Consider the following 13,162-nt stretch of genomic DNA (forward strand, 5'->3'; position numbering starts at 1 on the left):
ATCGCGAAGCGCGGCCCGCTGGTGGAAGAGGAAGCCGCCATGATCGACGCCATCCGGGAGACGGGCACGCCAGTCCCGGCCACGCTGGCTGTCGAGAAAGGCCTTCTCATTCTTTCCGATCTGCCCGCGGAGGGGTGGCTTGCGCGATCATGGGGCCGTCTCTTGCGGCGGAGTCCATGCCAGGGATCTTTATCGAATGCGCGATAGACACCAGAGGCTGCGTGCCGCGTCCGACAAGATGGAACGTAGAGCGCGACCGCGCATCCAGGGTAGGATGATTTCCTGAAATACGTCGATACGCAGTAACGCATTGGCGTGCCTAGGCCTGGTTACACGACAAGAGACGAACGGGAAGGTCCGTGCGCAAACCAGGTCGATTTGAGCTTCACGTCGCTTTCCGAATCCCAGCCGTCCAACATGATCGAACGCGCCTGGATCACGATCAACTGGGTCTCGAGGCAGGCCATCACCTAAAAACAGATCGAATCGAAAATGGTTTCGGTAACATAACAACGTCGGATATTAGCCATTTTCTGAGCCGAAATGGGCCGCCAGTCCAAAATCCCTTGACAGATCGTCAACGCGAGCGTTGACAGTAAGAAAGATCGTTCCAAGGAGAGATGTGCCGTGAGTGGAGTTGAGACGAAGCCGGATTATGATGCGATCGTCATCGGTGCAGGTGTCACTGGCATGAACCAGACATACCTGCTCGACCGGGAAGGCTTGCGGGTTCTGGGCATCGAAGCGGGCGAAGATGTCGGCGGAACCTGGTACTGGAACCGCTATCCCGGATGCAGGCTCGACACCGAAAGCTACACCTATGGCTATTTCGCGCTGAGCGGCATCATCCCCGAATGGGACTGGAGCGAAACCTTCGCCGGGCAGCCCGAGATGCTGCGTTACGCCAATTATGCAGCCGACAAGATGGATGTCCGCCGCCACTACAAGTTCCGCACAAAGGTGGAGTCTGCTCATTATGACGACCTCGCCAATGTCTGGAAGGTCGGTCTGGACAGCGGCGAGAAGCTGACCTGCCGCTTCCTGATATCGGCGACCGGCCCGCTGTCTGCCTCGCGGATGCCGGACTATGCGGGGATCGAGGAGTTCAAGGGCGAAGCCTTTCACACGTCCCGCTGGCCTACCGACGACGAGGGCAATCCGCAGACGATCGATTTCACGGGCAAGCGGGTCGGCGTCATCGGCACAGGCGCGACTGGCGTGCAGATCATCCCCATCGCTGCGCATACCGCCCAGGACCTTTATGTTTTCCAGCGGACGCCGAACTGGTGCACGCCGCTCGGCAACATGCCGCTTGAAAAGGACGAGATGGATCTCATCCGCAAGCGCTATCCCACGATACTGGAATATGTGAAATCGACGCCGACGGCGTTCCCCTATCACCGCGACACGCGCAAGGGGACGGAGGTTTCGGAGGCGGAACGCGAGGTATTTTTCGAGCAGCTTTATAACCAGCCGGGCTATGGCATCTGGCTCAGCGGCTTTCGCGATCTCCTGCTGAGCAAGGAGTCGAACAAGTTCCTCGCCGATTTCATCGCGAAGAAAATCCGCCAGCGTGTGACCGATCCGGCGGTTGCGGAAAAACTGATCCCGACGGACCACCCGTTCGGTGCGAAGCGCGTGCCGATGGAGACCAACTATTACGAGGCCTATAACCAGGCCAATGTCCATCTGGTCGATATCAAGGGCGCCCCGATCCAGCATTTGACGCCCAAAGGGATCGTGACGGCGGACGGCGCCTATGATCTCGACGTGATCATCTTCGCCACCGGTTTCGATGCCGTCACCGGCTCACTTGATCGCATCGACATCACCGGCAAGAACGGCCAGCGCCTCAAGGATGCCTGGGCCGATGGCCCTTCGACATTCCTGGGCCTCCAGGCGCGCGGCTTCCCCAATTTCTTCACGCTGGTCGGCCCGCACAATGGATCGGCCTTCTGCAATGTGGGCGTGTGCGGTGGCTTGCAGGGCGAGTGGGTCACCCGCATGATCACCTATATGCGCGATCGCGGCCTGACCTTCTCGGAAGCCAGCGAAGCCGCCGAAGCGCAGTGGACCGAGGCGGTCTATGCCGATTTCGCCAGAACGCTCATGGCCGACGCCAATGCCTGGTGGGTCAAGACCACGACCAAGCCGGACGGTAGCACGGTAAAGCGCACCCTCGTTTATGTCGGCGGTGGCCCCGAATATCGCAAGCGCTGCGAGGAAGTGGCCTATTCCGACTATGCGGGGTTCGAACTCGCCTAGGCGCATGATCACGGGTTCGCGCAGGTCTTCCAGGATCGGCGAACCCGGCTCGAAGAGCGCAGTTCCATTGCCACAAGATTCATCCCGCGCGCCGGCGCGACCCTCCCGCAGGACGCCATCGGCGCATCCAGACCCGTCCACCGAAAGATGAGGAAGCCATGAAACCAATCTACATCCTGTCCGGCGTACGCACCGCGATCGGCGACTTTGGGGGAAGCCTTCGCGATGTTCCGCCAGCCAAGCTTGGCGCCGCCGTCATCGCCGAGTCCATCGCGCGCGCCGGGATCGGCGCCGATCAGGTCGGCCATGTGGTCATGGGCAATGTCATTCCCAGTGAGCCGAAGGATGCCTATCTTGCCCGCGTCGCCGCGGTCGATGCCGGAATCCCGATCGAAGCGCCTGCGCTGACGCTCAACCGACTGTGCGGCTCGGGCCTGCAGGCGATCATATCTGCCGCGCAAATGATCGCGCTCGATGAATGCGACTTCGCCGTAGCCGGTGGCGCGGAGTCGATGACTCGCTCGCCCCATTCGGTGGCTGCGGCCCGCTTCGGTCAGAAGATGGGCGAGATCAAGATGGTCGATACGCTTCTTGCGGTGCTGAGCGATCCCTTCGAAGGCATGCACATGGGTGTCACGGCCGAGAATGTCGCGGCCGATCATGACATCTCCCGGCAGGATCAGGATGAGCTTGCCGTGCTGAGCCATAGGCGGGCGGCACGGGCGCAGCAGGAGGGGCGCTTCGCCTCGCAGATTCTGCCGATCGAGGTCAAGGATCGCAAAGGCACCAGGCTTTTCGATACCGACGAACATGTCCGGGCCGACGTGTCGGTCGCGGGCCTGTCAGGTCTGAAGGCGGTGTTCAAGAAGGATGGCACCGTGACGGCGGGCAATGCCTCGGGGATCAACGATGGCGCGGCCGCGATCGTCCTTGCGTCGCAGGCGGCCGTCGATCGCGATGGCCTCCAGCCGCTCGCGCGGATCATCGGCTGGGGCCATGCTGGTGTGCAACCCGACCGGATGGGCATCGGCCCCGTCAAGGCGGTTCCCATAGCGCTCGAACGGGCGGGCCTCGCGCTCGAGCAGATGGACGTAATCGAGTCCAACGAGGCCTTCGCGGCGCAGGCCTGCGCGGTTGCCAAGGTGCTGGGGTTCGATCCGGAGAAGGTCAATCCGAACGGCTCGGGCGTATCGCTGGGCCATCCGGTCGGTGCGACAGGCGCGATCCTGACCGTCAAGGCGATCTACGAGCTTGAGCGGATCGGCGGGCGCTATGGCCTCATCACCATGTGCATCGGCGGCGGTCAGGGCATCGCCATGGTCGTGGAGCGTGTGGGAGCCGTTGAATGAAGAAGCTGTTTCCCGACGCAGCCTCGGCGCTCGATGGCATCTTGCAGGACGGTCTGCTCATTGCCTCGGGCGGCTTTGGCCTCTGCGGCATTCCAGAAAGGCTGCTCGACGCGGTGCGCGACAGCGGTGTTTCCGGCCTGACCTTCGCCTCCAACAATGCCGGCATCGACAATGAGGGGATCGGAAAGCTGCTGCGCACGCGGCAGGTCGCCAAGATGATCTCCTCCTATGTCGGCGAGAACAAGGAGTTCGAGCGGCAATATCTGGCGGGCGAACTGGAGGTGGAGTTCTGTCCGCAGGGCACGCTGGCGGAGCGTATGCGCGCGGGTGGTGCGGGCATCCCCGGCTTCTACACCAAGACCGGCGTCGGGACGCAGGTGGCGCAGGGCAAGGAAGTGAAGAGCTTCGGCGGCGAGGACTATATCCTCGAACGCGGCATCTTCGCCGACCTGAGCCTGATCAAGGCCTGGAAAGCCGACGAGAGCGGCAATGTCATCTTTCGCAAGACCGCACGCAACTTCAACGTGCCCGCTGCGACCTGCGGCAAGATATGCGTGGTCGAAGTGGAAGAGATCGTGCCGGTGGGATCGCTTGATCCCGATGCGATCCACCTCCCTGGCGTCTATGTCCAGCGCATGATCGTGGGGGCCCCCTACGAGAAGAAGATCGAATTCCGCACCGTCCGCCAGAGGAAAGACGCATAATGGCCTGGAGCAGAGATGAAATGGCCGCGCGCGCGGCAAAGGAGCTTGAGGACGGCTTCTATGTCAATCTGGGCATCGGCATCCCGACGCTTGTGGCGAACCATATTCCCGTCGGCGTGCAAGTCACGCTCCAGAGCGAGAATGGCATGCTCGGCATCGGTCCCTTTCCGCTCGACGGAGAGGAGGATGCGGACCTCATCAATGCGGGCAAGCAGACGATCAGCGAACTGCCACAAACCGCCTATTTTTCGTCTTCGGACAGCTTTGCGATGATCCGTGGCGGGCATATCGACCTGACCGTGCTGGGCGCGATGGAGATCGCCGAAAATGGCGACATCGCCAACTGGATGATCCCCGGCAAGATGATCAAGGGCATGGGCGGCGCGATGGATCTGGTCGCGGGGGTCAAGAAGATCATCGTGGTCATGGAGCATACGTCCAAGGACGGCAGCCCCAAGTTCATTCCGGAATGCACGCTGCCGCTGACCGGGAAGAATGTGGTCGACATGATCATCACCGACCTCGCCGTATTCCAGCGGGCCGACCACGACAGCCCCTTCAGGCTGATCGAACTCGCGCCCGGCGTGACGCGCCAGGATGTCGAGGCAAAGACATCCGCCTCCTTCGAGGTGGCGTTGTGACCGGCCTGTCGCCAAAGGATGCACGCGCGATCAATGTACGGACAGTGGACTATGTGGCGGACGGGCTGGCGATGCGCGGACATCTCGCCATACCCGCTGGCGCAGGGCCTCACCCTGCTCTTCTCGTCTTTCCCGAGGGCTATGGCCTGAGCGACCAGGCGATCCTGCGCGCCGAGCGGATTGCATCCGAGATGGGCTATGTCGCGCTGGCGTGCGACCTTCATGGCGAGGCGCGCGAACTGAGCGGGCTCGAGGAGGTTCTAGAGAAGCTTGAACCCTTGCAGAAAAGCAGTGCTTGCGTGCGCGAGCGTGTGGTGCCTGCCTATGATGCGCTGCTTGCGCAACCGGAAGTGGATCCCGCGAAGGTCGGCGCGATCGGCTTCTGCTTTGGCGGTACGATGGCGCTGGAGCTGGCGCTTACCGGCCGCGACATCGGAGCAGTGGTGGGCTTTCACAGCGGTCTGGCGCTGACCGCGCCACAGGATGCGCCTAACATCAAGGCAGCGATACTGTTGCTGCTTGGTGCGGACGATCCCTCCATCAATGCAGAACAGCGGCTGCATTTCAAGCAGACGATGCGGGAGGCGGAGGTACGTTGGGAGATGCATGTCTATGGCGGGGTTCGTCACAGCTTCACAAATCCCAGGGCGCATGAGCGTGGCCTTCCCGACTGGCTTCGCTACGATCCCGTTGCCGATCGTCGCTCATGGAATGCCATGCGGGCGTTTCTGGATGACCTCTGGGCAGCGCCTGACGGCGGGACGAGCGCGACGATCGTCATGCCGTGATATAAGCTGGCGTACCATGTCCAGCGGACCGGCACGCCTGCGCTACGACTAAGACTTGCGAGGGAAATCCGAGGCGGCAGCTTCCCCGCCCGGCCAGCGCACCGGGGTCGTCGAGGCAAACGCCGCGCCGACCTCATCCCACGGTGCGATATGAACGGTGCGCATATCGCGCGAGGCAAAACGCCAGACCTCTCCGTCCCGGACATAGCTATCGACATAGCGGACAGCGCCGACGACGCTCGTGCCACCCAGGACCAATTCCAGGTGCGCGCCGACAAGGCCGGTAGCCCGATCGTCGGACTCGAACCGGCACTGGACATAATGGGGGGTGTGTACCGTCAGTCCCATATAGGAACGGGCCGTCTTTATGAATTCGACGATGGCATCGCGACCGGTCGCATTGAGAACGCCCGAAGAACTGAATGTGGCGTCGGGAATGAAGCTGGCCGCCACGCCGTCGGAATCGTCATCGTCAGACGCCAGGAAATAGGAGACGACGAGATCCGAGATCGCATTGCGATCCTCCAGTCGGCGAATGCGTTGCTCCAGGTCCATTTCTCTCTCCTTCTATCGCGGCGCCATTCTGATCGCGCCGTCGAGCCTGATGACTTCACCATTGAGCATGGGGTTGCCGATGATGGCTTCCACCAGTTGAGCATATTCTTCCGGGCGGCCCAAGCGGCTGGGATGCGGAACCTGCTGGCCAAGCGAATCCTGCGCCGGCTGGGGCAATCCCATTAGCATCGGCGTCAGGAAGATGCCCGGCGCGACCGTCATGACCCTGATCTTGTGCTGCGCCAGATCGCGGGCGACCGGTAGCGTCATGCCCACGACGCCGCCCTTGGACGCGGCGTAGGCCGCCTGACCCATCTGCCCGTCATAGGCAGCAACACTTGCGGTGTTGACGATGACGCCACGTTCCTCGCCGACAGGCTCGGCAACGGCCAGAAGGGCGGCGAACTGGGCGATGACGTTGAAGCTGCCGATGAGATTGATCTCGACGGCGCGGCGAAAGCTGTCGAGTGGATGCGGCACATTTTCCCGACCGACCGTCTTGATCGCCGGCGCGACGCCTGCGCAGTTCACTAGGATGCGCGCCGTGCCGTGCGCCTGTGCTGCGGCTTCCAGCCCATCCTTCACGCTCTGCGCGTCGGCGACATCGACCCGGAAGAACGCGCCGTCCAATTCCTGGGCCTTCCTGGTCCCCTGCTCCTCATTGAGATCGAAGATCGCGACGCGTGCGCCGTGCGCGGCAAGCATCGAGGCTGTCGCGCCACCCAGTCCCGATGCGCCTCCCGTGACGATTGCTGCGACATCACGCATGTCCATAGGTGTCTCCTTGAAAGTTCAATGCGCAGGCTGCTGTCGCCCGGCAGGTTCATATTCTATTGCGCGCGGGCTCCAAGACCCGCGCTAACGCGGGTGGCTGCTTCGATCAGATGCGCGATATAGATATCGATGCCGCCTTCTGGAGGCTTGGGGAAACCATAGAGTGTCAGCGCCATGGCGACGGCGCCGTCGGCGCCAAAAACCGGCACCGAGACGACCCGCGCCTGTCCCTTGATCGCATCGGTCCATTCGGCAGGATCAAAGGCCAGGTCGGAAATCAGCTCCTCCAGCGCTTCGATCGCGATCTCGTCGTCACCCGCGGCGGCCAGTTGCGCGGAGAAGATGCGTTGTGCCTCGCTGATAAGGCCGACCGAGAAGCCGCGTTCACGCACTCTGGCAAGAACGGTGGCCGCAGTTTCGCGAACCGGAACGTCGTGGCGGCCAAGCCAGGGGTCGACTTCCTGATCGGAGAGCCAGGCTGCGAACACCGACCCGGTCGGCAGGCGGAACGGCAATCGTTGCCCGACGAGCGTTGCGATGCCTGGAATATTTCCCTGTCCGGCACTCGCTGCCACGATCAGTTCCTCGCCGGCCCGGACGGTAACAATGCAGCGTCCTCCGGTTTCGGCGGCAAGACGCTCTAGTTCGGCGCGCGCCCGATCGACCTGCCGAAGCTGGGCGAGGGACAGGCCCGGCGCTTCGCTCGCGACGAGCGCGCCGGGGGCAAACTGGCCATAGCCGCCCTGGAAGAAGAGAAGCGGAAGGCCTCCGCCAGCGATGTCGAGCGCGACAATTTCGCCTGTGACCATCTCATGGTCCCCAGCATCGGTGATGGCGTAGCGTCGGCATTCTATCCACGCGACCACATCTTCAAGGACAGGACAGCCTCGTTCCGAAATCCGGTGGGCGACGCCGTCAAATTTGTTAGGGTCCTTGGACGCCAGCTGGCGACAGACAGGCTCCTGCTCTGCGCCCAGGATATTCACGCAGAAATGCTCGCAGTCGCGCAACTTGGCCCAACTGCTCGATCCGCGATCGGGAAAGAAGGCGACCAACGCCGGATTTAACGAGACCGACGTGAAGGAACCCACGACCATCGATACGGGAACGCCATCGCTGGCCGTCGCGGTGATTACGCAGACACCGGTCGGATACTGCCCGAGAACCTGGCGATACCATTTGGGGTCGATGGGAAGGACTTGCTGAGAAGATAACACAGGGCGCCTCGTTCAGTATGGCGTTCAGTCGGAGCCGGTCACGGGGTCGACGACGAAGCCGACTTTCAATGTGACCTGGAAGTGCTGGATCTGACCGTCCTCGATATGTCCACGGGTCTGGACCAACTCGAACCATCGCAGGCCATGCAGTGTCTCGCTGGCGCGCGCGATGGCGGTCTTGATCGCGTCGTCCACGCTCGACGTGGAGGAGCCGACAATTTCAATAACCCGATAGACATGATCACTCATTACCTGGCTCCTCCTTGGTTAGGTCAGCGTCCGGTCCACACCGGCTTGCGGCGTTCGCCCGCGGCCTGCTCGCCTTCGCGCTTGTCCGCGCTGGCGGCATATTGCTCGATTTCCTCGAACTTCGTCATGAGGGCGACCTCAAGCGGGTAGTCGAGCCGGTCGAGAGCAGCGACCTTCGCGGCCTGGTTGGCCAGCGGCGATGCACCATTGATCTTGTCGGCCCATTTCTGCGCCGTGGCAGCGAGGTCGGCATAGGGAACGACCTCGTTGACCAGACCATAGCGCTCCGCGGCTTCCGCCTTGATGCGATCGCCGGTCAGGATCATGGCCATCGCGATATGATGGGGAAGCTGGCGCACGGCGCGATGCACAACGCCGCATTCGCCGATGATGCCGACCTTTGTTTCGGGCAGGCCGAACTGGGCTGTGTCGGCCGCAACGATGATATCGGCGCACATGGCGAGTTCGAAACCGCCACCAACGCAGAAGCCCTGCACCGCAACGATAAGGGGCTTTTTCAGTTTCACGAGCGGCCCGCCGATGCCGGTCAGGCCACCAGCCAGCGCCATGCGCGTCTTGCGCTCGGCGCCGCCGGAGACGTCCGCACCGATGCAGAAGCTTTTCTCGCCTTCAGCCGAAAGAATGACGGTCCAGATATCCGGGTCGTCGTTAATGTCGGTCCATGCCGCGAGCAGCAGATCATCCATCTCCTGCGTGATCGCATTGAGACCTTGCGGACGGTTGAGCTTCACATGCGCGGTATGGCCGTCTTTCGTGAATTCGATGTCAGACATTCATGGCTCCTTTGGCGCGACCAGCGGGCTCGTCGGCGCGACTTTATATTCCTGGATAACCGCCTTGAGGCCCTTGTCCTTCATACGGGCACGGATCTCGAGGACGGCGGGTGCGAGGTGCAGCAGCGCGTCGATCTCGGCGATGCCCGAGAGCGACTGACGGAAGCCCTGGGCTTCGGCCGCACGGTTGATCGACAGCTTCTTGAGCCTGAGCACTTCAGGCGGCGTGAGGGCAATGCGCTCGGCCAGCGAGCGGACGCAGGCGATGAGGTCGTCGGCCGGAACGCAATGATTGGCCCAGCCCCATTCCACGGCAGTGGGTCCATCGATCCAGTTGCCCGGCACGAATGCAAATTCCTTCGCCCGCTTGTGCCCGACGAGGGAAACCCAGGCAGGAGCAATGAAGCCGCCGCCTATGGGAATGGTCGGTTCGCCGATCTTCACATTATCGGCAACCACCGTGATATCGGTGAACACGCACATCTGTGCGGCGGCGGCCATGCAATAGCCATGGACCGCCGCGACGACGGGCTTTGGGTGGTCCCACATCTGCAACCAGCGCGCAACGTTGGCTTCAAGCCGGGCGCGGTCGGCCATCGGATCGGCCGGCCCCTTGTCGCCCCCGCCATAGCCTCCCAGATCGATGCCGGAACAAAAGCCCCTGCCCTCGCCCCGTATGGCGATGACCGGACCGCCTTCATGCTTGAGCGTTTCGAGCGCATGGCCGAACTCGTCAAGCAATTGCGGCGACAAAGCGTTGGCGGCCTCGGGACGATTGAGCACGATCCAGCTCAACGCCTCCTCATGCTCTATCCTGATGGCTTCATAGGGAGGCATGGAGCGATTACTCCAGCCGGCCGATGGGGTTGAAAGCTTTGACGTGATAGTCGGTGGTCATCGTCGTACGCAACTCGCGGCGCTTGAACTTCCACTGTCCGTCGACTTTTACGACGCGATCGAAATACTGGCCGTACAGGATGCCGTCGGGACGCTCCTTGGTGTAGCGATGGACCGCCAGCACGATCGAGCGAACGTCCGCTTCGGTCTCGCTGATAAAGTCGACGACAATATTGGAATTATGGTGGCTGGTGCCCTTGAAGAAGGTACCGATACCGTCGAGGGTTTTCTTATAGGCTTCGATGCCGACCGCGCCGAAATTGGGAGCGTAGCTGACCTCGCAGTCATCCACGAAGAGCGTCGCCATGTTCACGGGATCGTTCATGTCGAGATAGTAGGAATATTCGAACATCATCCGTTCGATCGCCTGCTGCTCCAAAAGCCGCGATATCTGCTGGTCAGTCATCTTTCGTCATTCTCCTTTGAAAGCGGTGGTCCCTCCCGCTCGCCCCCTCGGCCGAGCGGGAGAGTAAGCGTCAGCGGAACTTGACGCTCAAGGTTGCGCCATAGGTAGCCGGGCGGGCCGGCCAGCGCGTCACGGTGTCGAAGAAGAAGGCGACGTTGTCCCAATAGTAGCTGTTGGTCACGTTCTTGCCCCAGACCTGGAACGACCAGCGGTCATCCTGGGACTTGATGCCTGCCCGCAGATCGAGCGTGCCATAGTCCTTGATCTCGAACAGGTTCGAGGCGCCGATGAACGCATTGGTCTGGCTACGATAGTTGAGATCCGCGCCACCGAAACCGTTGAGGTTGTCGCTAACCGGGAAGTCCACGCTGAAGCCAGTCGAGATCTGATATTTCGGCGTGTAAGGCAGTGCCGCACCGTCGAAATTCTGTCCGACCGCCAGCGTTTCCGGGTTGAGGCCGGTGTAACGCTTCACCTTGGCGTCGAGATAGGTGAAGTTGGCGTAGGCGCTGAACCAGTCGGCAGGATTGGCCGTCAGTTCCAGTTCGAGACCCTTCACGTTGGACTTGGGCACGTTCACCAGAACGTCGAGCGGACCGAAATTGGGATCGAGCAGTTTCGAGCGGATCTGGCGGTTGCGATAGTCGTAGTAGAAGATCGCGCCATTGGCCTGGAGCGTCCGGTCGATCAGCGACAGCTTGAAGCCCGCTTCATAGGATTGCAGCGATTCCTGACGCACCGGCTGGCTCTGCTGGGTCGTCGAGGCCGCGACCGAGGGGAAGCTGCCTGCCTTGTAGCCCTTGGCGACGTTGGCATAGAGCAGGATACCGGGACGCGGCTTATAGTCGATGCCCGCACGCCATGAGACGTTATCCTCGTTCAGCTTGCCGACGAACTGGCCGGGCAGGAAAGTCGGATCAGCGCCCAGCAGTCCGGTATTGTCGATGGTCAGGCAGCCCAGCGTCTGTTCGGGCGTGACAGTGATCGGCGACAGGCCGTTTTGCGAACGAAGCAGGTTGGCGAAGAAGGTGTAGAGCGGCGCGAACGGCAGGTTCGAGCCTTCGGCGGCGATGCCGAAGAAGCAGCTGTTCGCTTCACGCTTGGACTTTGTATAGCGGATACCGCCCTTGAAGGTCAGGTCGCCGACATCATATTCCGCGTTGGCGAAGGCAGCGTAATTCTTCATATTCTGGTTGGCGCGGAAACCAGACCGGAAAATCCCTCCGAATGCCGCAGTGCCGGTATTGATCGTGGAGTCGCGATAGTCGAGCTCCGACCTGTCCTTCGCACGATCGTCGGAATAGTTCAGACCCAGGATGTAGCGGAACGGGTTGTTGCCGCCATTGGCGATGCGCAATTCTTGCGAGAAGCTCTTGATGCCGCCGCCGAAGAAGCGGAAATCCGCGTTGTTGAGCGTGGTGCCGTCGCCGTCGAACGCCATCTTCTGCTTGTAATCGACATAGGATGTCAGCGAAGTCACCGAGATATCATCGGTCAGATCATAGTCGATCCGTCCGATCGCCTGCCACATGCTGTTGTCGAGATAAGGATCGATGTTCGTCGAGAAATCAGCCGAGCGGGCATTTTCGGGCGCCAGCGGATATCCTGTGACTGGGTTACCAGGACCTGCGTTGCGGATGCCGATCAGCTGCAGCGCTGGCGGCTTGCCCTTCTCGAGCCATCCATTGACGTTGAGGTTGACCCGGAGCCGATCGGTCGGTTCCCAGGCAAGGATGATGCGGCCGGCATAATTCTCGCTGCCACCGGTCTTTGCGTCGGTGGTATAGCTTTTCTGCCAGTCATCGGAATGCGTAGCTTTACCCGAAATGCGAACACCCAGCGTGTCAGAGATCGGTCCGCTGACATAGGCTTCGCCGTCAATGGCGTTGAAACGGCCATAGCTTACCGTGCCGCCGGCCTCGAAAGTCTTGGTCGGCTTGGCAGCGATAAAGTTGATCGCGCCACCAGTGGCATTGTTGCCAAAGAGCGTGCCCTGCGGCCCCTTGAGCACTTCAAGGCGGTCGAGGTCGAACCCGACCAGCTTGGTCATAACCGGGAACGGAAGCGGTGCTTCGTCCAGATAGACGCTGACGTCAGGATAGGAGCCAAGCGTCGTGTCGTTAAAGCCTACGCCGCGCAGGGTGTAGACTGGGGTGTTGGACGCGCTGTTGGAAAATACGAGTCCGGGAACGGCCGAGGCGATATCCGTAAGGCTCGCAATCTGGCGATTTTGAAGGGCCTCACCGCCGATAGCCGTGACCGCAAGACCCACGTCGTTCAGACGCTGTTCGCGCTTCTGCGCCGTAACGACGATATCGGCCGCACCGCCGCGCGCGGCGGGTTCGTTAGCCTGATCGGCGACCTGCGCGCTGGCGATGCCGGCTGGCATTGTGGTTATGGCAATGGCTGTAGACGCCAGAAGGCCCATATGGCGCAGCTGCTTGGTAATTGCTTGGGTCAAGCTATCCTCCTCTCCCATAGGCCGTGTTAAGGCCAGTTCACGTGTGGGACTCCTTACGCCCC

The 13,162-nt window shown here is 61.5% G+C and carries 13 protein-coding genes; 5 read left to right on the forward strand and 8 right to left on the reverse strand.

Annotation, left to right across the window (positions count from 1 at the left end):
* The first annotated feature begins 627 nt into the window (after positions 1-627).
* From V473_RS08595 to V473_RS08615, 5 genes are all read left to right on the forward strand, one after another.
* A complete protein-coding gene (locus tag V473_RS08595; protein ID WP_082679027.1) occupies positions 628-2,265 on the forward strand; it encodes a flavin-containing monooxygenase in 1,638 nt (545 codons plus the stop codon).
* Positions 2,266-2,423: 158 nt separating this feature from the next.
* Positions 2,424-3,614 carry a beta-ketothiolase BktB gene (bktB, locus tag V473_RS08600; RefSeq protein ID WP_066602663.1) on the forward strand — a complete coding sequence of 397 codons (1,191 nt, stop codon included), beginning with the start codon at positions 2,424-2,426 and terminating at the stop codon, positions 3,612-3,614.
* Positions 3,611-4,318 (forward strand): CoA transferase subunit A, encoded by a 708-nt coding sequence (locus V473_RS08605; protein WP_066602665.1) that lies wholly within the window; start codon positions 3,611-3,613, stop codon positions 4,316-4,318. Before bktB ends, V473_RS08605 begins: the two co-directional genes overlap by 4 nt.
* Positions 4,318-4,959: a CoA transferase subunit B gene (locus V473_RS08610; RefSeq protein WP_009821792.1), complete on the forward strand. Its 642-nt coding sequence runs from the start codon at positions 4,318-4,320 to the stop codon at positions 4,957-4,959. Before V473_RS08605 ends, V473_RS08610 begins: the two co-directional genes overlap by 1 nt.
* Positions 4,956-5,747, forward strand: coding sequence for a dienelactone hydrolase family protein (locus V473_RS08615; RefSeq protein ID WP_082679028.1), 792 nt, complete (start codon positions 4,956-4,958; stop codon positions 5,745-5,747). The genes V473_RS08610 and V473_RS08615 overlap by 4 nt, the downstream gene beginning before the upstream one ends.
* 48 nt (positions 5,748-5,795) lie before the next feature.
* On the opposite strand, the gene V473_RS08620 is transcribed toward V473_RS08615, so the two are convergent.
* The 8 genes from V473_RS08620 to V473_RS08655 all read right to left on the reverse strand — a co-directional run bounded on the left by V473_RS08620 (position 5,796) and on the right by V473_RS08655 (position 13,100).
* Entirely contained in the window at positions 5,796-6,302 is a 507-nt protein-coding gene (locus V473_RS08620; protein WP_066602667.1) for a nuclear transport factor 2 family protein, read from the reverse strand.
* A 12-nt stretch (positions 6,303-6,314) separates the two neighbouring features.
* Entirely contained in the window at positions 6,315-7,076 is a 762-nt protein-coding gene (locus V473_RS08625) for an SDR family NAD(P)-dependent oxidoreductase (RefSeq protein WP_066602668.1), read from the reverse strand.
* 56 nt (positions 7,077-7,132) lie between these two features.
* Positions 7,133-8,293: a flavin reductase gene (locus tag V473_RS24585; protein ID WP_082679029.1), complete on the reverse strand. Its 1,161-nt coding sequence runs from the start codon at positions 8,291-8,293 to the stop codon at positions 7,133-7,135.
* A 24-nt stretch (positions 8,294-8,317) separates the two neighbouring features.
* Positions 8,318-8,542 carry a dodecin gene (locus V473_RS08635; protein WP_037542269.1) on the reverse strand — a complete coding sequence of 75 codons (225 nt, stop codon included), beginning with the start codon at positions 8,540-8,542 and terminating at the stop codon, positions 8,318-8,320.
* Positions 8,543-8,565: 23 nt separating this feature from the next.
* Positions 8,566-9,336: an enoyl-CoA hydratase-related protein gene (locus V473_RS08640; RefSeq protein ID WP_066602674.1), complete on the reverse strand. Its 771-nt coding sequence runs from the start codon at positions 9,334-9,336 to the stop codon at positions 8,566-8,568.
* A complete protein-coding gene (locus tag V473_RS08645; protein ID WP_066602676.1) occupies positions 9,337-10,173 on the reverse strand; it encodes an enoyl-CoA hydratase-related protein in 837 nt (278 codons plus the stop codon). It abuts the gene before it with no gap.
* A 7-nt stretch (positions 10,174-10,180) separates the two neighbouring features.
* Complete coding sequence (locus tag V473_RS08650) at positions 10,181-10,639, reverse strand: nuclear transport factor 2 family protein (RefSeq protein WP_066602679.1); 459 nt, start codon at positions 10,637-10,639, stop codon at positions 10,181-10,183.
* 70 nt (positions 10,640-10,709) lie between these two features.
* Complete coding sequence (locus V473_RS08655) at positions 10,710-13,100, reverse strand: TonB-dependent receptor (protein ID WP_244884350.1); 2,391 nt, start codon at positions 13,098-13,100, stop codon at positions 10,710-10,712.
* Positions 13,101-13,162: the final 62 nt, after the last annotated feature.

The sequence above is a fragment of the Sphingobium cupriresistens LL01 genome (assembly GCF_001046645.1).
GTDB classification, from domain to species: domain Bacteria; phylum Pseudomonadota; class Alphaproteobacteria; order Sphingomonadales; family Sphingomonadaceae; genus Sphingobium; species Sphingobium cupriresistens.